The organism is Pseudogemmobacter sp. TB195 (assembly GCF_058313095.1).
Genome location: NZ_JBZEGG010000001.1, coordinates 582045 through 605517, shown reverse-complemented (window position 1 = coordinate 605517; position 23473 = coordinate 582045). Strand labels below are relative to the sequence as shown.

General features: G+C 63.9%; 23 protein-coding genes. 12 read left to right on the top strand and 11 right to left on the bottom strand.

Annotated features, from left to right (window positions below):
• Positions 1–8 precede the first annotated feature (8 nt).
• Positions 9–857, top strand: a complete 849-nt coding sequence (locus AC4FS3_RS02845; protein WP_491019272.1) for a type II secretion system F family protein — start codon at positions 9–11, stop codon at positions 855–857.
• A gap of 17 nt (positions 858–874) precedes the next feature.
• Positions 875–3367 (top strand): hybrid sensor histidine kinase/response regulator, encoded by a 2493-nt coding sequence (locus AC4FS3_RS02840; protein ID WP_491019271.1) that lies wholly within the window; start codon positions 875–877, stop codon positions 3365–3367.
• Positions 3368–3519: 152 nt separating this feature from the next.
• On the opposite strand, the gene AC4FS3_RS02835 is transcribed toward AC4FS3_RS02840, so the two are convergent.
• Complete coding sequence (locus tag AC4FS3_RS02835; RefSeq protein ID WP_491019270.1) at positions 3520–5835, bottom strand: DEAD/DEAH box helicase; 2316 nt, start codon at positions 5833–5835, stop codon at positions 3520–3522.
• 248 nt (positions 5836–6083) lie between these two features.
• On the opposite strand from AC4FS3_RS02835, the gene AC4FS3_RS02830 reads away from it, so the two are divergent.
• The gene (locus AC4FS3_RS02830) at positions 6084–7376 is read left to right on the top strand and encodes a DNA polymerase IV (protein WP_491019269.1); all 1293 of its coding nucleotides are present in this window, start codon (positions 6084–6086) and stop codon (positions 7374–7376) included.
• Between the two features lie 283 nt (positions 7377–7659).
• Here AC4FS3_RS02830 and AC4FS3_RS02825 read toward each other — a convergent pair whose 3' ends face one another.
• Both AC4FS3_RS02825 and dapD read right to left on the bottom strand, forming a co-directional pair.
• Entirely contained in the window at positions 7660–8001 is a 342-nt protein-coding gene (locus AC4FS3_RS02825) for a DUF8846 family protein (protein WP_092899981.1), read from the bottom strand.
• Between the two features lie 78 nt (positions 8002–8079).
• The gene (gene dapD, locus AC4FS3_RS02820; protein WP_092899983.1) at positions 8080–8907 is read right to left on the bottom strand and encodes a 2,3,4,5-tetrahydropyridine-2,6-dicarboxylate N-succinyltransferase; all 828 of its coding nucleotides are present in this window, start codon (positions 8905–8907) and stop codon (positions 8080–8082) included.
• 139 nt (positions 8908–9046) lie between these two features.
• Between dapD and AC4FS3_RS02815 the strand changes: the two genes are divergently transcribed.
• Complete coding sequence (locus tag AC4FS3_RS02815) at positions 9047–9868, top strand: LOG family protein (protein ID WP_491019268.1); 822 nt, start codon at positions 9047–9049, stop codon at positions 9866–9868.
• A 33-nt stretch (positions 9869–9901) separates the two neighbouring features.
• Here AC4FS3_RS02815 and AC4FS3_RS02810 read toward each other — a convergent pair whose 3' ends face one another.
• Entirely contained in the window at positions 9902–10597 is a 696-nt protein-coding gene (locus tag AC4FS3_RS02810) for a glutathione S-transferase N-terminal domain-containing protein (protein ID WP_491019267.1), read from the bottom strand.
• 149 nt (positions 10598–10746) lie between these two features.
• Here AC4FS3_RS02810 and mscL point away from each other — a divergent pair, with 149 nt between their 5' ends.
• Positions 10747–11133 (top strand): large conductance mechanosensitive channel protein MscL, encoded by a 387-nt coding sequence (gene mscL, locus AC4FS3_RS02805; protein WP_092899989.1) that lies wholly within the window; start codon positions 10747–10749, stop codon positions 11131–11133.
• 378 nt (positions 11134–11511) lie between these two features.
• Here mscL and rpsU read toward each other — a convergent pair whose 3' ends face one another.
• The gene (gene rpsU / locus AC4FS3_RS02800) at positions 11512–11718 is read right to left on the bottom strand and encodes a 30S ribosomal protein S21 (RefSeq protein ID WP_082400860.1); all 207 of its coding nucleotides are present in this window, start codon (positions 11716–11718) and stop codon (positions 11512–11514) included.
• Between the two features lie 107 nt (positions 11719–11825).
• Here rpsU and AC4FS3_RS02795 point away from each other — a divergent pair, with 107 nt between their 5' ends.
• Complete coding sequence (locus tag AC4FS3_RS02795) at positions 11826–12524, top strand: COQ9 family protein (RefSeq protein ID WP_491019266.1); 699 nt, start codon at positions 11826–11828, stop codon at positions 12522–12524.
• A 41-nt stretch (positions 12525–12565) separates the two neighbouring features.
• Positions 12566–13573, top strand: a complete 1008-nt coding sequence (locus AC4FS3_RS02790; protein ID WP_491019265.1) for an NAD(P)H-quinone oxidoreductase — start codon at positions 12566–12568, stop codon at positions 13571–13573.
• Positions 13574–13681: 108 nt separating this feature from the next.
• Here the strand turns inward: AC4FS3_RS02790 and AC4FS3_RS02785 are convergent, their stop codons facing one another.
• A complete protein-coding gene (locus AC4FS3_RS02785; RefSeq protein WP_491019264.1) occupies positions 13682–14323 on the bottom strand; it encodes a ribonuclease T2 family protein in 642 nt (213 codons plus the stop codon).
• Between the two features lie 154 nt (positions 14324–14477).
• Here AC4FS3_RS02785 and AC4FS3_RS02780 point away from each other — a divergent pair, with 154 nt between their 5' ends.
• Both AC4FS3_RS02780 and AC4FS3_RS02775 read left to right on the top strand, forming a co-directional pair.
• On the top strand, positions 14478–15245 hold the full coding sequence (locus tag AC4FS3_RS02780) for a DUF1013 domain-containing protein (protein WP_283176419.1): 768 nt from the start codon (positions 14478–14480) through the stop codon (positions 15243–15245).
• 168 nt (positions 15246–15413) lie between these two features.
• Positions 15414–15896: a CAP domain-containing protein gene (locus AC4FS3_RS02775; protein WP_491019263.1), complete on the top strand. Its 483-nt coding sequence runs from the start codon at positions 15414–15416 to the stop codon at positions 15894–15896.
• A 3-nt stretch (positions 15897–15899) separates the two neighbouring features.
• Here the strand turns inward: AC4FS3_RS02775 and AC4FS3_RS02770 are convergent, their stop codons facing one another.
• Positions 15900–16232, bottom strand: coding sequence for a hypothetical protein (locus tag AC4FS3_RS02770; RefSeq protein ID WP_491019262.1), 333 nt, complete (start codon positions 16230–16232; stop codon positions 15900–15902).
• 125 nt (positions 16233–16357) lie between these two features.
• Here AC4FS3_RS02770 and rnr point away from each other — a divergent pair, with 125 nt between their 5' ends.
• Both rnr and AC4FS3_RS02760 read left to right on the top strand, forming a co-directional pair.
• Entirely contained in the window at positions 16358–18607 is a 2250-nt protein-coding gene (rnr, locus tag AC4FS3_RS02765; protein WP_491019261.1) for a ribonuclease R, read from the top strand.
• Entirely contained in the window at positions 18604–19848 is a 1245-nt protein-coding gene (locus AC4FS3_RS02760; protein ID WP_491019260.1) for a lytic murein transglycosylase, read from the top strand. Before rnr ends, AC4FS3_RS02760 begins: the two co-directional genes overlap by 4 nt.
• 58 nt (positions 19849–19906) lie before the next feature.
• Here the strand turns inward: AC4FS3_RS02760 and AC4FS3_RS02755 are convergent, their stop codons facing one another.
• The 3 genes from AC4FS3_RS02755 to AC4FS3_RS02745 form a co-directional block, all read right to left on the bottom strand.
• Entirely contained in the window at positions 19907–20563 is a 657-nt protein-coding gene (locus AC4FS3_RS02755; RefSeq protein WP_491019259.1) for an HAD family hydrolase, read from the bottom strand.
• 114 nt (positions 20564–20677) lie between these two features.
• Complete coding sequence (gene rsmD, locus AC4FS3_RS02750) at positions 20678–21247, bottom strand: 16S rRNA (guanine(966)-N(2))-methyltransferase RsmD (RefSeq protein WP_491019258.1); 570 nt, start codon at positions 21245–21247, stop codon at positions 20678–20680.
• The gene (locus AC4FS3_RS02745) at positions 21247–22440 is read right to left on the bottom strand and encodes an NAD(P)/FAD-dependent oxidoreductase (protein ID WP_283176424.1); all 1194 of its coding nucleotides are present in this window, start codon (positions 22438–22440) and stop codon (positions 21247–21249) included. The genes rsmD and AC4FS3_RS02745 overlap by 1 nt, the downstream gene beginning before the upstream one ends.
• Before the next feature lie 79 nt (positions 22441–22519).
• Between AC4FS3_RS02745 and AC4FS3_RS02740 the strand changes: the two genes are divergently transcribed.
• Positions 22520–23011 carry a peroxiredoxin gene (locus AC4FS3_RS02740; protein ID WP_491019257.1) on the top strand — a complete coding sequence of 164 codons (492 nt, stop codon included), beginning with the start codon at positions 22520–22522 and terminating at the stop codon, positions 23009–23011.
• Between the two features lie 75 nt (positions 23012–23086).
• Here AC4FS3_RS02740 and AC4FS3_RS02735 read toward each other — a convergent pair whose 3' ends face one another.
• Entirely contained in the window at positions 23087–23452 is a 366-nt protein-coding gene (locus tag AC4FS3_RS02735; protein WP_491019256.1) for a 4a-hydroxytetrahydrobiopterin dehydratase, read from the bottom strand.
• Positions 23453–23473 lie beyond the last annotated feature (21 nt).

Genomic DNA, 23473 nt, shown 5'->3' with positions numbered 1-23473 from the left:
TACCGGAAATGACCTCATCCCTGTTTTTCCTCGGTGCCTTCACACTCGGCGGATCGCTTTTCTCACTGGCCATGCTGGTGGTCAGCCGCCTGCCGGAAAGCGCCTTCCGCGCCAGGGAGCTGAGCGATCCGGCCGCCCCCGCGCCACTCTCCGGCAATGCGGCCGAGCTGCGGCGTCAGCTCTTCCAGGCCGGCTTCAGCCATCCCGAGGCCGCGCGCTATTTCACTCTGGTTAAAATCGGGCTGACGGTCCTGCTGGTCGCCCTGGTTGCGACGTCTCTGGTCCTTATCGGGCCCCTCGGCGAACTCACCCCGGTGAAAAAGGCGATCGCTTTGGTGGGCGCCTTTCTCGCGGGCTATTTTCTGCCCACCCTCATCGTTGACAGAAGGCGCAAGGCCTGGAAAAAGCGGATCGCCATCGCGCTGCCGGATGCGCTGGATTTCATGCTCGTCTGCGTCGAGGCCGGGCAGACCACCGATCTCGCATTGCTGCGCGTCGCCGAAGAACTGGAACCGGTACACCCCGATCTTTCCGCCCGTCTCCAGGCGCTGACCGAGGCGCTGACCGCTGGAGCCGAGAGACAGGATGCCTGGAGCCGGCTCGCCCTCGAGACCGGCAATGATGATCTGCGTCAGCTCGCCACCATCATCGTGCAATCCGGCACGATGGGCACGCCGGTCGCCCATACATTGCGGGTGTTCAGCGCCGATCTGCGCGACCGCCGGGTGCGTCAGATCGAAGAGCGAGCAAATGTGCTGCCAACCAAGATGAGGCTCGGGACAATGATCTTCACTGTGCCCCCGCTGCTGATCCTGCTGCTTGCGCCCGCGATCTACCGTCTGATCACCACCGGCTGACGGCGAGGACCCCCGCAATGGACCAGAAACGGAAACATAGTGAGGGAGAAGGGAGCTGGCGCCCGGCCACGGTCTTTTGCCTGACCCTCATACCGGCGGCGGGTCAGATCCTGACCCCGCTCGCCAAACAACCGACCGTGCAGCCACTCGCAACCGCAGTTTTTGGCGCTGTCCTGACAGGTATCCTCACGGCACTCTTGCCGATGGACAGGTTTGGCGGCCGGATCACCCTGGTGCTCGTCCTCATAGCTGCGTTGCTCTTGCAGCCTGCATTCGGATTCAGCAGTCTCTTTCTGCCCGCTGGCACCGGTACCGGCGAGCCCGTTGTCATGACGTCACTCTGCTGGGGGGGCGGCGCCCTGCTCGCCTTGCTGGCCCGCGCCTCGCGGCAGGTGCTCAGCTGGCAGGCCGTCGCCACTTCAAAAGTACTGATCCACCCTATTCATCTGATTTTCGCCTGTTCGGTCTATACGACCGGGTTCTGGCTTATCGCAACCATGGTGCTGCCGGGCCTCAGCTCCCCGTTCTCGGCCGAACGCGCCCTGCTGGCCGCAGCGCTCGCCGCCCTCACAACCGGCATTACACTCCTCTTCGGGCTTGCCGTAACCATCGCCAGTGACCGCAAGGAAATGGCGCCATCTGAACTGACCCCGGTTTTTCTCGCCATAGCCGCCATGCTGGGCTACGGGATCATTACCGGCAACCGTGTCGCTGCTGAAACGTCCTCCGGCTTCCTCACCCTGTTGCTGGTGCCCGCGCTGCTCACAGTTTTTCTGATGCGGCGTTTCACAGCGCTGACCCTTATGGGAATGCTGCTCTGCCTCTCGACACCGCTGTTTTGCGGCTGGTTGCTCAGCGATCCGACAGGCGACCCGGGTCTCATTGCGCTTCTGCTGGCGCTTCCTTTCAGCATCATGCGCACCAGCCGACGCAGCGGCGGCACTCTCGTGCGCCGGGCCGGCGACCCTCCGCCCGCGGTGATCTCAGCCTTCAACCGCGATTCGACCAGCTGGCTCGTTCTGCTCGACCTGGAAAAGCAGATAGTGCATTTCCCCTTCGGATCCGCCTTTTCGGCAGAGCGCGGGCCACCGGTCAGCTTCAATCGAATCTTCCATGAAAGCGCCTCGAGCGGGCTGCTCGATTTGCTGCGCGAGCTGCAAAAGCCAGAGGGAGCACAGTCCGCGCCGGTCAGAATTCGCCTGCAGATGAAACCCGCTGGTGAAACGCGCCGCGAGGTCAGCGGGTCGCAGCTTTTCGAAGCGCGGGTGCTGGAGAAGACCCTTCCAACCGCCTGGCTCGCGCTTTTCAGCCTTTCGCATGAAAAAGAACTGGCCGAACGTGCAGAAAGGCTGCTGGCAGATGCCGTCCTGCGCGAGGAAAGGCTGCTCTCCTTTGCCGCACATGAATTGCGCACCCCCATCGCCATCCTCTCGATGCTCGCCGAAGAGCTGCGCAACGGCGCGCTCTGGGAAGATGTTCGAGAAGGGTTTGAACAAACGATGGACCGGATCAGCTCGATCATCGAAGATCTCAGGGCAGATTCTGGCGCCTCAGCCCTTCCCGTCGGGCAGAGCTTTACGCCCATCGACCTGATATCCCAACTGCTTGAGATTTTCTCGCCGGTCGCCAGCACCCATGGCATTACAATTGAGGCCAGCCGGACGGAGAGCGCCGATCTGCAGTTTCGCGGCGATTTCGCGCGGGTTTTCATTGCGCTTTCAAAATTACTTCACAACGCGATCCTGCATTCGAAAGGCTCGGCAATCCGCCTCAGCGTGATTGCAGGTCGCGGGGCTGGTGCCGAGGTCATGCTCACCTGGCAGGTCGCCGATAATGGCATCGGCATCGCAGCTGCAGAACGCGCGCGGATGTTCGAGCCCTTCAGCACGCCGCCCGAACACCGCCCGGGGCGTGGCGGCGCCGGGCTTGGCCTTTATACCGCACGCAAGGCCATCACTCTGTTCGGTGGCGAGCTGAACCTGCTTGAAACACCCAGGGGCGCCCATTTCGTGCTGAGCCACCCGGTGCGCAGTGTCACTGCCCCCACCCCGACCCAGATGCCAGGGACACTTTGCGAAGAAGACCCGGCCAATTCTGCCGGCGCACCGCGCTGGTTTGCCCGGAAGGTTCTGCTGATCGAGGACAACCGCCTTGTCGGCGAGATCACCCGCACGAGGCTGCGACGGCTGTTTCACCTGGTCGACAGGGCCGAGACCGGACCAGCCGGTCTGGATATGTGGGCGCGCGGGAATTACGATCTGATCCTCGTCGACCAGCTGCTGCCGGGCAGTACCGGTTGCGAAATCGTGAGAGAAATCCGCAAGACTGACAAAAATGTTCAGATCATCGGCATCACCGCCTCGACGCTGGGGTCCGAATGTCGGGACCTCGAAGCCGCAGGTGTCACCCTCGCGCTGGAAAAACCTCTGAGCTACTCCCAGCTGCTCGGCCTGGCAGCAGAGTGGTTTCCTGCCGAAAACGCATACCCCGGCACCCGGATGAGCGGGTGACGTAAATTCTGTGTCGCAGGTCCGGGCGAACGCCAATCAGCCCAGCGTCACCAGCAGCCGGTTTGCGGGGGGCAAAACAAACGGCCCCTGGCTGAGAAAGCGAGGGGCCGTCATATCATGTTGCCCTAGCGGGGCATCGGTCAGCGCTGCGCTCAGCTGCGCGGGCGTTTCGGAGGGGTGAAACGCTTTGAGGTATCGGTGGCATCTGCCGGACGCGCCGCAGGCTTGCGCGGCGCAAAGCCCTTGCCTGCGTCAGGTTTCGCGCCAAAGGGCTTGCTGCCGGCCGCGCGCGGTGCGCCTTTGCTATAGGCCGGTTTCGCATCACCCGATTTTGCCGCTGCGGATTTCCCGGCGTAAGGCTTGCTGCCGTCCCGTTTCTCAAAAGGCCGGCCCTCGGCGCCCCCTTCGGCGCGCGGTTTGCGCGGCGCCTCATCGCGGCCCGCATAAGAGTCGCGGCCCTTCGGCGCGCCGGCATGGCTCTTGAAGCCGGTAGAGCGCGCCGGGCGATCCGGGCTGCCACCATGCGATTTGAACCCGGTTGAGCGCGGTGCGGGCTTTGACGGCCGGTCATCGCGCATCGGGCGCTCGCCCTCGGTCGGCGTCCAGCGCGGTTTGGCCGACGCATCACCGTCTTCACGGCGCGTATAGGGTTTCCGCGGCGCATCGCTGTCCTCACGGCGCGCATAGGGCTTACGGGGCGCATCGCCATCCTCACGCTTTGCCCAAGGCTTGCGTGCTTCGCCGCTTTCAGCTGCCTCACGCGGGGCGCGCGGACGGCGCGGCGCCTCTTCTTCGCCCTCGCCACGCGACGGGCGCGGCGACCAGGCCGGTTTGCCTTCACGCGGGGCGCGTTCGGGCCGGCCACCGGTCACCCGGCCCTTCGGCCCGAATTCCGGCGCCTCAGCGACACGCTCCATCGTAAGACCCGGCTCGATCTCGGTCGTCTCTTTGAACCGCCCGGCCAGCTGCTCGGCGATCTGCACATAGGTCACATCCTGCTGCACCCGGATCGCGCCGATCCCGTCTTTCGAAATACCGCCGGCATCGCAGATTTTCGGCAGGAGCCAGCGCGCTTCGGCCCGGCCCTCATGCCCGACCGAAAGCTTGTACCAGACCGATGGCCCGAACTCGCCCCGCTCACGCGGCGGCAAAGCGGCGGGGGGCGGCAGGTCTTCGACCAGCTCTTCCGGAGCCGAACGCTTGGCGCGCCACAGCCGCACAAAAGCTGCAGCGATTGCCTCGCCGCCATGTGCCTCAAGCAGATCAGCCGCGATCCCGGCCTCTTCGCCCGGCGCCTCGGTCAGAGCCGGGTCCGAGATCAGACGCTCATCCTCGCGCGACTGCACCTCATCAGCGCCCGGCGCCTTGCCCCATTCGGCGACCAGCTTGGCGCCTTGCAGGATACGGTTCGCTTTGCGGAATTCGGCCTGCGGCACCACAAGGACCGAGGTCCCCTTGCGCCCGGCGCGGCCCGTCCGGCCCGAACGGTGCAACAATGTTTCCGGATTGGTCGGCAGATCGGCATGGATCACCAGATCCAGCCCCGGCAGATCGATGCCGCGTGCCGCCACATCGGTCGCGATGCAGACGCGGGCGCGCCCGTCGCGCAGCGCCTGGAGCGCATGCAGCCGCTCGCTTTGCGACAGCTCGCCCGAAAGCGCCACCACCGGGAAGCCCCGGTTCACCATCCGCGCATGCAGGTGGTTCACATTGGCCCGGGTTTTGGCGAAGACAATCGCCACCTGCGCATCATACCAGCGCAGAAGATTGAAGATCGCCGGTTCCTTGTCGCGGTTCGACACCGAGATCGCGCGATATTCGATATCGGCATGCTGGCTGGCCGAAGATTTCACCTCGACCCGGCGCGCCTCGCGCTGATAGGTCGCGGCAAGCGAGGCGATCTCTTTCGGCACCGTGGCCGAGAACATCAGCACGCGCTTTTCTTCCGGGGCACCGCCCAGCAGGAATTCCAGATCCTCGGCAAAGCCCATATCCAGCATCTCATCGGCCTCATCGAGGACGACCGCCGCCAGTTCCGACAGATCAAGCGACTTGCGCTCGACATGGTCGCGCAACCGGCCCGGAGTGCCGACCACGATATGGGCGCCCTGGGAAAGTGCACGGCGTTCGGTGCGGTAATCCATCCCGCCCACGCAAGAGGCCACGACCGCGCCCTCATACAGCCAGACCAGTTCGCGCTGCACCTGAAGCGCCAGTTCGCGGGTCGGCGCGATGACCAGAGCCAGCGGCTTTTCCGGCGGCAGAAGCCGGTCGATGCCGCCCAGAACCTCGGGCGCGATGGCCAGGCCGAAGGCCACTGTCTTGCCCGACCCGGTCTGTGCAGAAACCAGCAGATCGCGCCCGATCAGTTCGGGGGCCAGCACAGCCTCCTGCACCGGGGTCAGCGCGGAATAGCCCTTGGCTGCCAGCGCCGCTTTAAGCGGGCCTGCGATAGAATCAATCGTCATTATTTGTCCTGTCAGGGGGCCAGCCGCCCCCGCATATGAGCCAGAAAGAAGGCCCAGAGCACCGCCGCAACCCTCCCGGTCGCGGCCCGGAGCAGACAGGCCTGGGGGCGCCATACAGGGTTTTCCCGCCACTGTCCATAAATCACCGCCCATCAGGCCCCAGACAGCAAATCCCCTGCCCGCCAAGGCCGAACCGGGACCGCCACCTCTGTTCCAAGGCCGACGTTCCGGGTATGATCCCCGCTATTATGCCAGCCCTCTGCCGCGATTGCCTGACCCGATTCGAACCAGGACAGCCAGGTATCGACCAACCGGGCCTGGTGGGGCGTGGCCGCCGCTGCCCCTCCTGCCGCTCGCCCCGGGTCATCGCCCATGCCGAGCTCGACCACCTTTCCATCGCCCATATGGATTGCGACGCCTTTTACGCCAGCGTTGAAAAACGCGACAATCCGGCGCTGCGAGACCAGCCGCTGATCGTCGGCGGCGGCAGGCGTGGCGTGGTCTCGACCTGTTGCTATCTTGCCCGGATCAAAGGCGTGCGCTCGGCCATGCCGATGTTCCAGGCGCTGAAGCTCTGCCCCGAGGCCGTGGTGGTACCCCCCCGCATCGCGCATTACGCCGAAGCGTCGCGGCAGATCCGCGCCATGATGGAAGAGCTGACCCCCGACATTGAACCCCTGTCGCTGGATGAGGCCTTTCTCGATCTCTCTGGCACCGCGCGGCTGCATGGCGCGCCGCCTGCCGTGCTGCTCGCGCGGCTGACAAAGCGGATGGAGGACGAGATCGGCGTTTCCGGCTCGATCGGCCTGTCGCATAACAAATTTCTGGCCAAGATTGCCTCGGATCTCGATAAGCCGCGCGGCTTTTCGGTGATCGGGCGGGCCGAGACCCAGGCTTTCCTGACGCCAAAGCCGGTTGGCATCATCTGGGGTGTCGGCGCCGCGAGCCGGACCGCGCTTGAGGCCGCCGGGGTCAGAACCATTGCCGATCTCCTCCGCTGGGACCGCCGCGATCTGGCATTGCGATTTGGCCAGATGGGCGAACGCCTCTGGCACCTGGCGCGGGGCGAAGACCATCGCCGCGTCAGCCGCGATACCGGTCTGAAATCCATCTCAAAGGAAACCACATTTTTTGAGGACACCACCGATGCAGATCTGCTCGACGGCCATCTCTGGCGGCTTGCCGAACAGGTCTCGGACCGCGCGAAAGCCAAGGACCTCGCCGGCCGCACCGTCACGCTCAAGCTGAGAAAGGGTGACTTCCAGATTGTCACCCGCCGCCAGGCGCTGTCAGACGCGACCCAGCTTGCCGACCGCATCTACCGCACCGCGCGCGATCTGCTCGACCGCGCGGGCGTCAGGGGCCCGTTCCGCCTGATCGGCACCGGCCTTGCAGATCTCTGCCCCGGAACTGAGGCCGACCGCAGCCCCGACCTTCTCGACCCGACTGCCGCCCAGCGCGCAAAGGCGGAACATGCGGCCGACGCGATCCGCGCCCGTTTCGGCAAGGATGCCATCATCAAAGGCCGGGCCTTGCGCTGAGCCTTTTCCTTCTGGCGTAATATTCCCGCCAGCGACGTCTAGAGCCTCCCCGGAGACAGAACAGAGACGGGCACTGCGATCTGACCCTTGCTGATCTTCAGAGAGGGGGAAAGCGATGCTGTGCTCAGCAAGGCGAGACGGCACTGACCTGCCCCGACCCTGGATCCAGCGCGCGGCAAGCCAGGTCAGCGGGTCGCGGGCCGCGACATTTCCCCTTCCACAGCCCCGCCCGGAAGGCGCCTCTTCTGCCCCCGCAATTGTGTTTTCAACCGGGCGAATAAGGTCAGTCGAAGAACGGCGTCATCTGCGCCACGATCACCGAATTCTCGGCCAGAGCGCGCTCCATCAGCACAACCTCGTCCTCGCCGATCTCATCCCCGGCGGCCCGGCGCTCTTCAAGCGTGCCAAGCCCCTGGACTTCCAGCGGTGAGAGATCGGCTTCCTTCAGGATCGCCACCGTCTCGCGCACCGCCTCTGCCTCATCCACACCCGAGGCATAGCACAGCAATGCCGCACCGGTCGCTTTCTCCGGGAGACCATCGCCGGCCTTGCGACCAACCTCGACCACCAGCGAATAGACCTGCTGCGGACGCTTTTCTTTTACCGGCTTCTCAACATCTTCCATGTCGCGCCCCCAAATCCTTCAAAGGATTTGGGCCGGTTTCTGATCAGAAACCGACCCGCGCCCCTGTTCACCTGCGGCTCAGTCGCGCAGAAGCTCGTTGATCGAGGTCTTGGACCGTGTCTGCGCATCCACCCGTTTCACAATCACCGCGCAGTAAAGGTTCACCCCGTTCTTCGAGGGCAGCGAGCCCGCGACCACGACCGATCCTGCCGGCACTTCGCCATACATCACTTCACCGGTCTCACGGTCGACGATCTTGGTCGATTTCCCGATGAAGACGCCCATGCCGAGGACCGAGCCCTCGCGCACGATGCAGCCCTCGACAACCTCGGACCGCGCGCCGATAAAGCAGTTATCCTCGATGATGGTCGGGCCGGCCTGCATCGGCTCCAGCACGCCGCCGATGCCAACGCCGCCGGACAGGTGCACATTCTTGCCGATCTGCGCGCAGGAGCCAACGGTCGCCCAGGTGTCGACCATGGTGCCCTCGTCAACATGCGCGCCGAGATTGACGAAAGACGGCATCAGCACCACGCCTTTCGCGATATAGGCCGAACGGCGAACGATGCAGTTCGGCACCGCGCGGAAGCCAGCGGTTTTCCATTCCGCCTCACCCCAGCCGTTGAACTTGCTGTCGACCTTGTCCCACCAGGTGCCGCCCTGCGAGCCGCCCTCATGGATCTCCATATCTTTCAGACGGAACCCCAGCAGGACCGCCTTTTTCGCCCATTGGTTCACATGCCAGACCCCATCCGCCTGGCGCTCGGCCACCCGCAGCTGGCCTTTGTCGAGCGATTCCAGTGTCGCCTCGATCGCATCACGCGCCTCGCCTTTCGTGGCCGGGGTGATGGTATCGCGCGCCTCCCAGGCGGCCTCGATTGCGGTTTCCAGCGCGGCGTTCGACATGTGGATCTCCTCGGGCAGATTTATTCGGACAGTTTTGTTCTGGCAGGCTTCGTTCGTGACAGGGTTTTGTTCAGGTCCATGGGGCTATAAGGCTTGTATCCGGGTCACGCAATCGGCCCGGTGACTGGTGGGAGGTATCATGAACGACGAGTCGCGCAATCATCCGTTCCGGGACAGTGGCCAGGATCTGGTCGCGGCAGATAAATGCCCCGATACGCTGCAGACCCGCGCCCCGGCGTACCGGCTGGCCTTTGCCGACCAGGATTTTCTGACGCGCGAAGATCTGCGTCCGGTAAGGCTGCAGCTGGAACTGCTGAAGCCGCAGCTGATCATGGATGAACGCGGGATCGAGACCACCATCGTCCTGTTCGGCGGGGCCCGCATTCCCGCACCGGAACATCGCGATCAGGCAAAGACCAAAGCGCTGGCCGATCTCTCGCCCTATTACGATGAGGCGCGCCGTTTCGCGAAGATCATGACCGAACGCAGCCTGGGGTCTTACGGGCGCAAAGGCGTGATCGTGACCGGCGGCGGGCCGGGTGTGATGGAGGCGGGAAATCGCGGCGCGGCAGATGCCGGGGGCCATTCCATCGGCCTCAATATCGTGCTGCCGCATGAACAGGCGCCGAACGCTTATGTCTCACCGGATCTGTGCTTCAACTTCCACTATTTCGCGATCCGCAAGATGCATTTCCTGATGCGGGCCGAGGCCATCGTGGTTTTCCCCGGCGGCTTTGGCACGCTCGACGAAATGTTCGAGGCGCTGACCCTGATCCAGACTCATCGGATGAAGCCCGTGCCCTTCCTGCTCTTTGGCAAGAGCTGGTGGGAAAGTGTGGTCAACTGGAGCCAACTGGCGGATGCGGGGGTGATCTCTCCGGAAGATCTCGACCTCTTCCGCATGGTCGAGACCGCAGAAGAGGCGATTTTGGTGATCGACGGCTGGAAAAAGCCCTGCTGAATGCACGGGCGGGGGCAACCCCACCCGCTGCCCTTACCCGCGGGCGGGGATATTCATGGCACGCTGCATGGCCGGACGCGCAAGGATCCGGTCCAGATAGGCCGGCACGTTTTTCAGATCCGCCCAGCCTGCGATTTCGGCGGCTTTGTAAAAGCCTTTCAGCGTATTGAGCCAGGGCCCGATTGCCATATCGGCGATGGTATAGTCGCCAACCAGCCAGTCCTGCCCCTCAAGCGCCTGGTCGAGCACCTTCAAAAGCCGCTCTGCCTCGGCACGGTAACGTTCCTTCGGGCGCGGATCTTCGATCTCCTTGCCCGCGAAATGATGAAAAAAGCCCAGCTGGCCGAACATCGGACCAAGCCCACCCATCTGAAACATCAGCCACTGGATCACCTGCCAGCGTTTGGCCTCGGGCAGGAATTTCCCGCTTTTCTCGGCAAGATAGAGCAGGATCGCCCCGCTCTCGAACAAGGGCAGCGGCTTATCCCCCGGCCCATGCGGGTCAATCATCGCCGGGATCTTGTTATTCGGGTTCAGCGACAGGAATTCCGGGCTGAGCTGGTCATTTTTCCCGAAATCGACCAGATGCGCCTCATAGGGCAGGCCGGTCTCCTCAAGCATCAGGGACACCTTGATCCCGTTGGGCGTGGGCAGCGAATAAAGCTGGATCACCTCGGGATTGAGGGCGGGCCAGCGCGCCGTCACCGGAAAAGCTGAAAGTGTGGACAATGTGGCCTCCTGCGGCTGTTTTGCTAAGAGATAGGCAATTTTTCCCAGTGGGTAAGCCCCAATTTATGTGCGATATTCCTGCGGTAACTGTGCGTGAAGCGCAGAGAAGCGGACCGGCGCAAGAGCCGGAGGAAACAAGGGACAGTCAGATGCTCAATGAGTTCAAGGCCTTTATCTCGCGCGGCAATGTCATCGACATGGCCGTCGGTATCATCATCGGCGCAGCCTTCACCGCCATCGTCACCTCGCTGGTCGATGACCTCGTCAATCCGCTGATCGGTCTGATCGTCGGCGGCATCGACTTTTCGAATGTCAGCTTCGGGCTCGGCGAAGCGCAGTTCAAAATCGGCAGCTTCATCAATGCCGTGATCAAGTTCCTGATCATCGCCTGGGTGGTCTTCCTGCTGGTCAAAGGCATCAACCGCGTCTCGCAACTTGGCAAGAAGAAAGAAGAAGCGGCCCCGGATGCGCCGGCCGCGCCCACCGAGGCAGAGCTGCTTCAGGCGATCCTGGTCGAGCTGAAATCGAAAGCCTGATCTGACAGAACGGCCCGCCTCTCGCGGGCCGTTTTCGATGGCGCGGGGCGGTTGTGACCCGTGGCTTTTGCACGTCAGCCCGGCGAAAAAGCTTCTGTCCTGCCCGACGCGGGCGGCGACACGATCATGGATTTGCTGAACGTCGCCGGAAACAACGGTCTCTTCTGTATTTCGGCGGCGGGTTTCGTGATCCCCTGGAGGACAACAGCTCTGGGACCTGGCCTTTCAGAGACCCGAAAAAGGAAAACCCCCAACCACGAGGGCGGGGGTTGACCTTGTAAGGACCGAACGGCCCCAGTGTTCACGTCCCTGTCTGATCCTCTGGAAAACCGGAAGGACCAGATCGGGAAACGCCTCAAAGCTACCTCGCGGTAAAACTCAGAGTGCGCCTTCGCGTTGCGCTTTCTTGCGCGCGAGTTTACGCGCACGGCGGATCGCTTCGGCTTGCTCGCGAGCTTTCTTAACCGACGGTTTCTCGAAATGTTGCTTAAGCTTCATTTCACGGAAAACGCCTTCGCGCTGCAGCTTCTTTTTCAGAGCACGGAGTGCCTGTTCGACGTTATTGTCGCGGACGCTGACCTGCATGTGGTTGTCACCACCTTCCTAAGCTAGAGTTGCACATATTTGTGCAGGCCCGGCGCGCATAACAGATGCAGGGGCTCCTGTCCACCTTTCGACCTGCGGAGACGATGATGGAAGCGGCGATTGCAAGGGAAAAACTGCTGGATGCGGCCCTGGCGCATGTGGCGTTCGATGGCTGGTCCGAGACCACGCTGAAGGCGGCGGCGGCTGATTCGGGCGTGGCGCCGGGCCTTGCGGCCGCGCTCTTCCCGCGCGGCGGGGTCGATCTGGCACTGGCCTGGCATATGCGGGGCGACCGCGAGATGGCGCGGATCCTTGCCGAAGAGGATCTGGCCGCGCTGAGGTTTCGCGACCGGGTGGCGCGGGCGGTGCTCCTGCGGCTGGAGATCGCGGATCGCGAGGCGGTCCGGCGGGGCACCACCCTTTTCGCGCTGCCCCAATACAGTGCGGAGGGAAGCCGCGCGATCTGGGGCACGGCGGATGCGATCTGGACCGCGCTTGGCGATACATCGGATGATCTGAACTGGTACACGAAACGCCTCAGCCTCTCGGCGGTCTATGCGGCGACGGTTCTGTTCTGGCTGGGCGATGACAGCACCGGCCTTCAGGCAACGCGCGACTTCCTCGACCGCCGCATCGAAAATGTGATGCAGTTCGAGAAAGCGAAAGCAGCCCTTGCCAGCAACCCGATCGGCAAGGCACTGATGGGGGGACCGCTGAAATTCCTCGGCCGGATCCGCCCTCCCGTCCTGCCCGATGATCTGCCGGGCCAGGAGGCAAAGGGCGGCAAAGGTCCCCGCCCGTTCTGATCCGCCCCCAGCATCCCTGCCCGCAAAGACAAAGCAAGCCCATGCCCCTTTCCGACAAACTCTCTGATTCCATGCAGGCCATCGAGATCGTCGCCCCCGGCGGCCCGGATGTGCTGCAACCCTGTACTCTGCCGGTGCCGGTGCCGGGCCATGGCCAGATCGTGATCCGGGTGGCCTATGCCGGGGTAAACCGCCCCGATGCGCTGCAACGCGCCGGCGCCTATGCGCCGCCCGCGAATGCCTCGCCGCTGCCCGGGCTGGAATGTTCGGGCACGGTGGTTGAAACCGGCCCCGGCGTCTCGCGCTGGAAGATCGGCGAGACGGTCTGCGCGCTGCTCCCGGGCGGTGGCTACGCAGAATATGCGCTGTGCCACGAGACCCATGCCCTGCCGGTGCCAGCCGGCATGTCGATGAAAATGGCCGCCTGCCTGCCCGAGACCTGCTTCACCGTCTGGTCGAATATCGTCATGCGCGGCGGGCTCAGGCCGGGCGAGAAATTCCTTGTCCATGGCGGCACTTCGGGGATTGGCACCACCGCGATCCAGATTGCCAGCGCGCTTGGAGCGAGGGTATTCGCAACCGCGGGCAGTGATGAGAAAGCCCAGGTCTGTCTCGATCTCGGCGCCGAGGCTGCCTTCAACTACCGCACCCGCGATTTCGTGACGGAAATGCGCAAGATCGGCGGGGCCGATGTGATCCTCGACATGATCGGCGGCAGCTATATCCCAAGGAATATCAAAGCCCTCGCCGATGATGGCCGCATCGTGCAGATCGCCTTCCTGCAAGGCGCCAAAGCCGAGGTGAACTTCGCCGAGGTGATGATGCGCCGCCTGACCATCACCGGCTCGACCCTTCGCCCGCAAAGCGACATCGCCAAGGCCCGGATCGCGCGCGATCTGGAACGCGAGGTCTGGCCGATGATCGCCCGGGGGGCGCTGAAAGTGGTGCTCGACAGCGAATTCACGCTTAGCGACGCCGCAAAGGCGCATGAGCGGATCGAATCCCCCGGCCATATCGGGAAGATCGTGATGAAGGTCGAGAATTCCTGATCCGGGCGCGGGCTGAACCCTGCGCCTTCGGCGGGACTATTTCGATCAGGAGAATGCGGCTTCCTCCTGACTTAAACACTCTCGCCGGGGGCGTCCGGATCACGCCTTTCAGCGCACCGCGTCGAGCACCGCGTCTTTCAGCCGGCAGTCACGGATCGCGTCCTCGCCGCAGCGGCGCGGCGCGAGGTCTTTGGTCAGGCAGATCCGAACCTCGCGGATGGCACCGCCCTGGCAGATGACGGTGACCTGATCGGGTTTCAGCCCCGGATTTGACTCAAGAAAGGCGCCCTCGATCACCTCGGCCGGCACTTTCAGTGTCTTTGACATGCGCGCAAAGACCGGCGGGATTTTGACTTTTTCATAAGCCGCCCGCGCCTTTGCATAGTAATCGCGCGGCGCGAGTCCCGAACAGCGTCCGTGCTTTTTCCACTGGTAGAAGGCATAGCCCGCACCGCCCATCACATCCGCCATAGACGCAGATTCCGCCCGGGTCGGATCACGCTCCACCGTGCGGCAATAAGATGGCCAGCCCTTTTCCTTTTGCGGCCAGAGCCCATGCAGCACAAAGGTCAATCCACGCCCGATATCGCATTGCGGATCGCGGCGCGCATCGCCTTCGGCCTCACACCAGCCAGAGGACCAGGACAGCGCCATGACGTAATAGTCGAAATCGCCCGCCCTCTCGCCCTCGGCTTTCGCCGGAGAGACAGCCAGCAGGCACAAGGCAACGAGCGACAGGATCCGCAGCAATTTTACTTTCCCTCTCGCAGGAATCGCACTATATGGCAGGGTAATTCCCCGACATCGGAGAACGTGAACCAAAGGTTCACAGCCGTTTTCCCGGCGCGGGAGAGATTTGTAAAGGCCAGCCCTGCAAACAGGGCAGCAGCTGAAAGGAAGTCCTATGTCGAAGCCGATTATGGCCCGCGCGACCGCCGTCTGGCTGGTGGACAACACGACCCTGACCTTCAGACAGATCGCCGATTTCTGCGGCATGCATGAGCTTGAGGTCCAGGGCATTGCCGATGGTGATGTCGGTGGTGGCGTCAAAGGGTTTGACCCGATCGCCAATAACCAGCTTGAACAGGTCGAGATCGACCGTGGCGAGAAAGATCCGCTTTACAAGCTCAAGCTCAAGTTCAACGCCGCCGCTCTGGGCGAGGAAAAGCGCCGTGGCCCGCGCTATACCCCGCTCTCGAAACGCCAGGACCGTCCGGCGGCGATCCTCTGGCTGGTCAAGTTCCACCCGGAACTCTCGGATGGCGCCATTGGCAAGCTCGTTGGCACCACCAAGCCGACGATCCAGTCGATCCGCGAACGCACCCATTGGAACATCCAGCATATCACCCCGGTTGACCCGGTCGCGCTTGGTCTGTGCCGCCAGTCCGAGTTGGACGCCGCGGTGCAGCAGGCCGTCCGCCGCAAGGCAGCCGAGGGCGGCGTGATGTCGGATGACGAGCGTCGCAAACTGGTTTCGACCGAGCAGAGCCTCGGCATGGAGCCGGTGGCGCGGGTCGAGACCGCCCTTACCGGGCTCGAGGTCTTTGGCGAGGAGCAGCCCGTCGAAGAGGACGAGGCGGAAGAGAAGGACTTCTCGGATGCCGACAGCTTCTTCTCGCTGCCCTCGGGCGACAAGGATGAGGACGAAGATGACGAGCCAGGCCGTCGCTGAGCCGCAATCCGCGCAGCAATTGGCTTGAATCGAGCGAAAAACCGGGCCCCGCGCCCGGTTTTTTTCTTTGTATCGCCTTAGTTCAGCGATCTTTGCCATAGATGACAAAAGCGGATCAGCGGGGGCTGATCCAGTCTGATGTTTCTCTGGAACGTGGATGCTGCTGCTATGAACCTTTCTTTGTTGCCGTCTCTGACGGCCGCCTTTCTTGCGCTGTCCTTTCCCGTGCTCGCCTGCACGGCCGCGTCAGAGCGGCAGCAAATCCGCCAGGAATTCGCGCATTGGGTCAATGGGCTGCGCGCGGAACGGGGGCTTGGGCCGCTGCGCCTCAACGGAACCCTTGACCGTGCCGCCAGGGGGCACGCCTGTGACATGGCGGTGAATGCCTTCATGAGCCATAGCGGCTCGAACGGCTCGTCGCTGAAGACGCGGCTGAAACGGGCGGGCTACGGGCTGAAGACCGCGACCGAGAACCTCGCGACCAGCAGTTCCGCGCCCAATTCGGCGACGCCTGCACGGCTCTGGCTGAATTCGCCGTCGCATCTGGTCAATCTGCTCAACCCCAATATCACTGAGATGGGGCTTGAGATCACGGTGGCGCGCGGCAAGACCTATTACGTCTTTGTCGGCGGACATCCGCGCCGCAGTTGAGCCCTATGCGGGCCAGCTGGCCCGGGCAAGGACCGGTGCGTCGCCTTCGGGCGGTGCCTCGCCTGTTTCCCAGGCGTAAAGGCGGATGTGATCCGGGCTGGTGCCATCCGGCCCGGCAATCACCCGCCATTCTAGGTGAAAGCCCTCGGGGATCAGCCCTTCGGCCCAGAAGGTGATCTCTTCGCTTTCCAGCGCCTCGGAGGGCAGCGCCGGCCAGCCATCGGCATCGCCCCAGAAGACCAGCGCCTCTATCTCCGGATCCTCACCCGCAAGACGCGCCAGCGGCTGCAGAAACAGCTCTTCCGGTGTCTTTTCCTGAGGCTTTTTCGGCGCCATATCGACCTCCTGCGGCGGGGGCCGCAGCAGCGGGGGGGCTGCGGACTGGCCCGCATAAGCGCAGGAAGGCGCAGCCTGTCAAGCATCCGCTTCCCGGCTGGCAAGGCGCGTGCTAGGTCTGAGACATGAGCCAGATCCCGTCCAAAGAGCAGATCCGTCAATGGATCACCGATAATCCCGGCCTGTCGTCGAAACGCGACATCGCGAAAGCTTTCGGCGTGAAGGCCGATGAGCGCAACGAGCTGAAACGCCTGTTGCGCGAGATGGAGGCCGAGGGGGATCTCGCGAAACGCGCGCGCCGCTTCCTGCCGAAAGGCGAGCTGCCGCCGGTCGCGCTGCTGAAAGTGCTGCCCCCCGATGCGGCAGGCGATCTTTTCGCCGAAGCGATGGAGGAAGGCATCGATCCCGATACCGGCCGTATCCTGATCATCGCGAAAAAGGGCGATCCCACTCTGGGCGCCGGCGACCGGATTTTGGCCCGGCTCGCGAAGGTCGATCTGGACGATTACGTCTGGGAGGCGCGGCTGATCCGGCGGATCGGGTCGAACCCGCTGAAGGTGCTGGGCGTGTTCCGCAAAGGATCCGAAGGCGGGCGGATCGTGCCAATCGACAAGGGCCAGGACAAGGAATGGCGGGTCCTGCCCGATGGCGATATGGGCGCGAAAGATGGCGAACTGGTCGAGGGCGAGGCCACAGGCCCACGCCGCATGGGTCTGCCGCAGGCGAAGATCCTGGCGCGGCTGGGCGATCCGGCGGGGCCGCGCGCGGTGTCGCTGATCGCGATCCATCAGCACGGCATTCCTGATCAGTTCCCCGACAAGGCAGTGGAAGAGGCCGATAACGCGCCGCCCTTTACCATGGCGCATCGCGAAGATCTGCGGGATCTTGACCTTGTCACCATCGACCCCCAGGACGCGCGCGACCGTGATGATGCGGTGCTGGCGCTGGTTGATGACGAGCCGGGCAATCCGGACGGCTTTGTCCTTTGGGTCGCGATTGCCGATGTGGCGAATTATGTCCGCCCGGGCTCAGCCCTCGACCGTGAGGCGCGGCGCAGGGGCAATTCGACCTATTTCCCCGACCGCGTGGTGCCGATGCTGCCCGATACGTTGTCGGGCGATCTGTGTTCGTTGCACGAACATGTCGACCGCCCCTGTATGGCGGTCAGAATGCGGGTCAATTCCTCGGGGCAAAAGATCGCGCATCGCTTTACGCGGGGCGTGATGCGGTCAAAGGGCAGCCTGGAATATGGCCAGGTTCAGCGCGCAATCGACGGCCAGCCCGATGCCGCGACCGGGGCGCTTTTGCCGCAGCTCAAAGTGCTTTACGCCTGCTATGACGCGCTGAAACGCGGGCGGGCCTTGCGCCAGCCGCTGGATCTGGATCTGCCCGAACGCCAGATCGTTCTGTCAGACGAGGGCAAGGTTCTGTCGGTCGATTTCAAGGACCGGCTCGACGCGCATAAGCTGATAGAAGAATGCATGGTGATGGCGAATGTCGCCGCCGCCGAGGAATTGCAGCGGGTGAAGCAGCCTTTGCTATACCGCGTTCATGAGGAACCCTCGCCCGACAAGCTGGAAAGCCTTCGCGAAGTGGCGGAAAGCTCCGGCTTTACGCTGGCCAAGGGCCAGGTGCTGAAAACCTCGCATCTGAACCAGCTGTTGAAACAGGCCGAAGGCTCGGAGTTTGACGAGCTGATCAATATCTCGACCCTGCGCTCGATGACCCAGGCCTATTACGCGCCCGAGAATTTCGGCCATTTCGGGCTGGCGCTGAAGAATTATGCGCATTTCACCTCGCCCATCCGCCGCTATGCCGACCTGATCGTGCATCGCGCGCTGATCCGGGGGCTGGGCCTCGGACCCGATGGCCTGTCGGATTTCGACATGGAGAACCTCGGCGAGACCGGCAAGCTGATCTCGGATGCCGAGCGCCGCTCGATGGCGGCCGAGCGAGACACGGTCGACCGCTATCTGGCCGCCTATCTGTCGGACCGGGTCGGCGCAGTCTTTACCGGCCGCGTCGCCGGGGTGCAGCGTTTCGGGCTTTTCGTGAAGCTTGACGAGACCGGTGCCGACGGGCTGGTTCCGATCCGCGAAGTCGGGCGCGAATTCTTCCATTTCGACCCCGAAAGCCAGACCCTGATGGGGGCCGATACCGGCCTGACCATCGGCATCGGCCAGAAGGTCAAAGTGCGCCTGGCCGAGGCCGTGCCGGTGACCGGCGGGCTGATCCTTGAACTTGTCGAACTGGAAGACCGCGCTTTGCCTTCGGGGCGTGCCGCGAAGGGCCGGGGCCGCGCGCCGAAACGCGCGCTTGGCAAGGCGCGGGCGGCCGAGGCGGCAAAGCGTCGGGTGGTAAGGCGGCGGAAATGAAACGGCTCGCCCTTGCGTCGGCGCTGATGCTGGCGCCTCCCGCCATGGGGCCGGCGGTTCACGCCCAGACCATCGAAGACACGGAGGGCAGCATAACCGTGGGGCGCGAAAGCGAAAGTGCCGCGGGGTTCCGCGCCTGGATTGGCGCCTATCGCGGCAAGGCGCTGGAGGCCGGTGTTCCGGCGGCGGTCTGGGACCGCGAAATGCGCGAGGCGGAGTTCCTGCCCGATGTCCTGCGCCGCGACCGCAACCAGAATGAATTCACCCGCACGATCTGGGATTATCTCGACATCGCCGTTTCCGACGAGCGGGTGGCGATGGGCCGGGCGGCGGCTGAGAAACATGCGGAACTGCTGGCCCGGATCGAAGCGAAATACGGCGTGCGCAAAGAGATTGTGCTGGCGGTCTGGGGGCTTGAGACCTCTTACGGCACCTTTCGCGGCAAGACCGACACCATCTCGGCGCTGGCGACGCTGACCTATGACGGGCGGCGCGAGGCGTTTTTCGGCGCGCAGCTGATTGAGGCGCTGAAGATCCTTGAGGCGGGCGAGGTCTCCCGCCCCGATATGCAGGGCAGCTGGGCGGGCGCGATGGGGCATACCCAGTTCATGCCGACCTCCTGGCGCGATTATGCGGTGGATTTCGATGGCGACGGGCGCCGGAACCTGTGGTCGGATGATCCCGCCGACGCCCTGGCCTCGGCGGCGTATTACCTCAGCCGGCATGGCTGGGCGACGGGCGTCCCCTGGGGGATGGAGGTGCAGCTGCCCGAGGGGTTCGATTACGACCTGACCTCAGAGCGGGTGGTGAAGCCGGCAGCGGACTGGGCGGCGCTTGGGGTGAAGCCGGTGGCGGGGCCCTGGCCAGAGGGCGCGCGGGTGTCAATCCTGGTGCCTGCCGGAGCCAGGGGCGCGGCTTTCGCGATCTGGCCGAATTTCCAGGCGATCGAAAGCTACAACCCGGCCGATGCCTATGTGATCGCGATTGGCCATCTGGCGGACCGGATCGCGGGCGGCCCGCCCATTGCGACCACCTGGCCACGTCACTGGAAGGCGCTGACACTGGACGAGCGCAAAGAGGTCCAGCAGCTTTTGACTGCTGCCGGCTATGACGCGGGCGGTGTTGACGGACGGATCGGGCCAAAGACCGTGGCCGCGGTCAAGGCCTGGCAAAAGGCAGGCGGGATGGTCGCGGATGGCTATGCCAGCCCGGATGTGCTGCGCGATTTGCGGGCGCAGTAACGGGTCGGGGCGCAGCCCCCACACTGCCGGACCATTTCGGACAGGGGGAAGCCGGGGGTTAAAGCCCGAGAAGGCCGGGCAGGTCTTTCATGGAGTGGAAGAGCGGCACGTTCAGGGCTTTGAGCCCTCTGGCGGGGGGCGTGTCTTCGCCATGGGCGGCAAAGCCGAGACAGGGGATGCCTGCGGCGATGGCGGCGCGGGCGCCGGCCGGGCTGTCTTCGATCACAACACAGGCCTCTGGCGCCACGCCGCAGGCTTTTGCACAGGCGAGGTAGAGATCGGGCAGCGGTTTTGGTTTGCCGATGGCCTGGCCCGACAGCACGGTGCGAAAGCGCGGGATAAGACCTCGCGCGCCCAGGGTGATCTGCATCTTTTCGGGTGATCCATTAGAGCCGACCGCATAGGGTATGCCCGCCGCATCCAGCCGGTCGAAAACCTGGATAATATCCGGGATCAGCGGCACCCCTGCTTCGAGCATGGCATACATATTGGCATAGAGATCGGCGACCCAGCTGTCGGGCAGAACGGCGCCATTGGCACGGGCGCGGCTTGCGACATCCTCGACGGTACCGCCGATATAATCGCGCTCGAGCTCTTCCAGTGTCAGATGAAAGCCGCAGCTGGCAAACTCGGCCAGCATCAGCTCGAAAGTCGGGCCTTCGCTGTCAACGATCACGCCGTCACAATCGAAGAGTACAGCAGCGGGAGGGGTCATGTCGTGCTCCGGTTCTGGCGGGGGCGGCAATCTCTGCCCGGCGCTATCACCCATGACCCCGTGCGAACAGCGCCCGCGCGAGATCAGATCGGGATTGTGTGATAGCGGTAACGCTCAGGCCACTCCGGGGGCACGCAGCAGTGTAATCCAGGTATCGCCATAGCGGCGCTGGTCGAGCAGCCCGAATGCCCCGGGCGGGGCGGGGGCGGTGCCTTCCTCCCAGACGATGATCGCGCCCGGGGTCAGCCACGCGCCCTCCAGCGCCGAGGCGAGCGCGGCCTCGCCAAGCGCTTTGCCATAGGGCGGATCGAGGAAGACAAGACCATAGCCGGGGCCGCGATTGGCGCCGAGCTTTGTCGCATCGCGGCGCCAGACATCGGTGACGCCCATCGCCTGCATCTTTTCGATATTCTTGCGCAAAAGCGCGCGGGACGCCGCGCCGTCATCGACAAAGGCGACCTGCGCCGCGCCGCGTGACAATGCCTCAAGCCCGAGCGCGCCAGTGCCCGCGAAAAGGTCAAGAACCCGCGCGCCCTGGACCGGATTGCCGTAGCCGCCATTCAGCAGCAGGTTGAAAATCGCCTCGCGGACACGGTCGGAGGTGGGGCGCAGATGCGCCTCAACATCCCCCTGCCCGATATCCGTAAGTTGCAACCCGCGCCGCGCGCCTCCGATGATGCGCATTATTTCAGCAAGGCCTTCAGATCGGGTGCGGTGGTGATCACCTCCGGCGCCGGCGATTTGCCCGATTCGATCAGCCGCTTGCCGACCATATAGGCGCGCGCATCGCTCATGGCATCGACCGCGAGCAGGTCATCGCCGCGGTAATACCAATGCGAGATGCCGCCGATCTCGCGGGTGATCACCCGGTCATAGCCGATGTTCAGCCCGGCAATCTGCAGTTTCAGATCATATTGGTCCGACCAGAACCAGGGTTTTGCCTGATAGGCCTTTGCGGCGCCGAGCATGTTTTCCGCGACGATTTCGCCCTGATCAATGGCATTCCCGACCGATTCCAGCCGGATCCTGCCGCCTCTCCAGGGAAAGGAGGCACAATCACCCGCAGCCCAGATCGCCGGGTCCGAAGTGCGACCGAATTCATCGGTTGCGATACCGTTGTCCAGCGCGATGCCGCTGGCCTCGGCCAGCTCGGCCCCGGGCGAGACGCCCACCCCCACCACAACGAAATCGGCTGCGATCTCGCGCCCGTCTTTCAACAGGACGCCGGTGACCGCCCTGTCCCCAAGAATGCGGTCAAGTGCGGTTTCCTCAAGGATCGTAACGCCCTGCCCGCTATGGGTCTTGCGGACAAAATCAGCGGTCTCGGCGGCGGCGACGCGGCCAAGAATGCGGGGTGCTGCCTCAATCAGGGTGACGGTGAGGCCCAGTTTTTTGGCAACCGCCGCCGCTTCGAGCCCGATATAGCCGCCGCCGATCACGACGAGGCTGCGGCCGGCGGTGAATTCGGCGCGCATCCGGTCGACATCGCGCAGATTGCGCACGGTGAAGACGCCGTCCAGATCCCCGCCGATGGCAGCGGGCAGGCGGCGCGGGCTGGATCCGGTGGTCAGCGCCAGCTGGTCATATGGGATAGTTTCGGCCCCGACCGTCACGGTTTTCGCTGCGCGGTCGATGGCGGTCACGGGCGCGCCGAGATGCAGCCTGATGTTGTTTTCCTGCCAGAATTCCGGGCCGCGCAGCCAGAGGCGCTCCTGCTCCATCTCGCCCATCAGATAGGCTTTCGACAGCGGCGGGCGCTGATAGGGCGGCGCGGATTCGTCGCCGATCATCGTGATCGGACCATCAGCGCCAAGGCTGCGCAATTTCGCCGCCAGCGCCGCACCCGCCTGGCCCGCGCCAACTATCACCACCCGCATATTCCGCCCCCTCTGGAATGTTACGCGACACAGCCTATAACTTCCCGGGCAACAGGCGCAACGCGCGAGGAGACACGTAATGTCGCAAATCACTGTCGGGGCGAAACTGCCCGAAGCGAAGCTCTTGAAACTGGGTGCGAACGGGCCGGAAGCGGTGGATCTGGGCGAGAAGCTCAAAGGTCGCAAAGTGGTGATTTTCGGTCTGCCCGGCGCCTTTACCGGCACCTGCACCACCGCGCATGTGCCGAGCTTTATCCGCACCGCCGAAAAATTCGCCGCCAAAGGCGTGGCAGAGATCATCTGCGTCTCGGTCAATGATCCTTTCGTGATGGATGCCTGGGCGAAATCGACCGGAGCCGACAAGGCGGGGCTGATCTTCCTTGGTGATGCGGATGGGGCATTCACCAAAGCGATCGGTCTGGAATTCGACGCGCCGCCCGCCGGTCTGCTGGGGCGTTCCAAACGCTACGCGCTGCTGGCCGAAGATGGCGTGGTGAAGGTGCTGCATCTTGAGGCCTCGCCGGGCCAATGCGAGATCTCGGGCGGCGAAGCGCTGCTGGCAGAGGTCTGATCCCTTACGCGGGTGCCTTTCAGGGGCACCCGCCCGCCCTCGCGAAGATCGGGCGGAAATCGAAAGGCCCGGGCTTCAGCGGCCCTGCGCCCTCACCTCACACAGGCAGAGAATCGGCGTACCATGGTCTTCCATGATCGTGGCGCCGGGGGCGAGCCGGTCGAGCCGCTTCGCCAGGTCGATATCCAGCGCGCTCAGGCCATTGACGTCATGGGTCGTCAGGGTGACATCGACGATATTGTAGCGGTTCGACCAGTCGGGATGGTGGTTCGCACGTTCCGCCGCTAGCGCCACGCGGGTCACGAAGCCCCAGGCCTCTGAAAAACTGCGGAATTTCCAGATCTTGCGGATCGCATCCTTGTCCGGCGCCGCCTTCCAGCCCGTCGCATCCAGATCGGGAAGCAGCGTCTGGCGTTCTTGCTGCGTAAGCAATGCGGTCATGGCAACGGGCCCCTCCTGAAA

Bases quoted from the DNA above. Each gene is read 5' to 3' on its own strand.
- AC4FS3_RS02845 (WP_491019272.1), top strand. From the start codon at position 9: ATGACCTCATCCCTGTTTTTCCTCGGTGCCTTCACACTCGGCGGATCG.
- AC4FS3_RS02840 (WP_491019271.1), top strand. From the start codon at position 875: ATGGACCAGAAACGGAAACATAGTGAGGGAGAAGGGAGCTGGCGCCCG.
- AC4FS3_RS02835 (WP_491019270.1), bottom strand. From the start codon at position 5,835: ATGACGATTGATTCTATCGCAGGCCCGCTTAAAGCGGCGCTGGCAGCC.
- AC4FS3_RS02830 (WP_491019269.1), top strand. From the start codon at position 6,084: ATGCCAGCCCTCTGCCGCGATTGCCTGACCCGATTCGAACCAGGACAG.
- AC4FS3_RS02825 (WP_092899981.1), bottom strand. From the start codon at position 8,001: ATGGAAGATGTTGAGAAGCCGGTAAAAGAAAAGCGTCCGCAGCAGGTC.
- dapD (WP_092899983.1), bottom strand. From the start codon at position 8,907: ATGTCGAACGCCGCGCTGGAAACCGCAATCGAGGCCGCCTGGGAGGCG.
- AC4FS3_RS02815 (WP_491019268.1), top strand. From the start codon at position 9,047: ATGAACGACGAGTCGCGCAATCATCCGTTCCGGGACAGTGGCCAGGAT.
- mscL (WP_092899989.1), top strand. From the start codon at position 10,747: ATGCTCAATGAGTTCAAGGCCTTTATCTCGCGCGGCAATGTCATCGAC.
- rpsU (WP_082400860.1), bottom strand. From the start codon at position 11,718: ATGCAGGTCAGCGTCCGCGACAATAACGTCGAACAGGCACTCCGTGCT.
- AC4FS3_RS02795 (WP_491019266.1), top strand. From the start codon at position 11,826: ATGGAAGCGGCGATTGCAAGGGAAAAACTGCTGGATGCGGCCCTGGCG.
- AC4FS3_RS02790 (WP_491019265.1), top strand. From the start codon at position 12,566: ATGCCCCTTTCCGACAAACTCTCTGATTCCATGCAGGCCATCGAGATC.
- AC4FS3_RS02780 (WP_283176419.1), top strand. From the start codon at position 14,478: ATGTCGAAGCCGATTATGGCCCGCGCGACCGCCGTCTGGCTGGTGGAC.
- AC4FS3_RS02775 (WP_491019263.1), top strand. From the start codon at position 15,414: ATGAACCTTTCTTTGTTGCCGTCTCTGACGGCCGCCTTTCTTGCGCTG.
- AC4FS3_RS02770 (WP_491019262.1), bottom strand. From the start codon at position 16,232: ATGGCGCCGAAAAAGCCTCAGGAAAAGACACCGGAAGAGCTGTTTCTG.
- rnr (WP_491019261.1), top strand. From the start codon at position 16,358: ATGAGCCAGATCCCGTCCAAAGAGCAGATCCGTCAATGGATCACCGAT.
- AC4FS3_RS02760 (WP_491019260.1), top strand. From the start codon at position 18,604: ATGAAACGGCTCGCCCTTGCGTCGGCGCTGATGCTGGCGCCTCCCGCC.
- AC4FS3_RS02755 (WP_491019259.1), bottom strand. From the start codon at position 20,563: ATGACCCCTCCCGCTGCTGTACTCTTCGATTGTGACGGCGTGATCGTT.
- rsmD (WP_491019258.1), bottom strand. From the start codon at position 21,247: ATGCGCATCATCGGAGGCGCGCGGCGCGGGTTGCAACTTACGGATATC.
- AC4FS3_RS02745 (WP_283176424.1), bottom strand. From the start codon at position 22,440: ATGCGGGTGGTGATAGTTGGCGCGGGCCAGGCGGGTGCGGCGCTGGCG.
- AC4FS3_RS02740 (WP_491019257.1), top strand. From the start codon at position 22,520: ATGTCGCAAATCACTGTCGGGGCGAAACTGCCCGAAGCGAAGCTCTTG.
- AC4FS3_RS02735 (WP_491019256.1), bottom strand. From the start codon at position 23,452: ATGACCGCATTGCTTACGCAGCAAGAACGCCAGACGCTGCTTCCCGAT.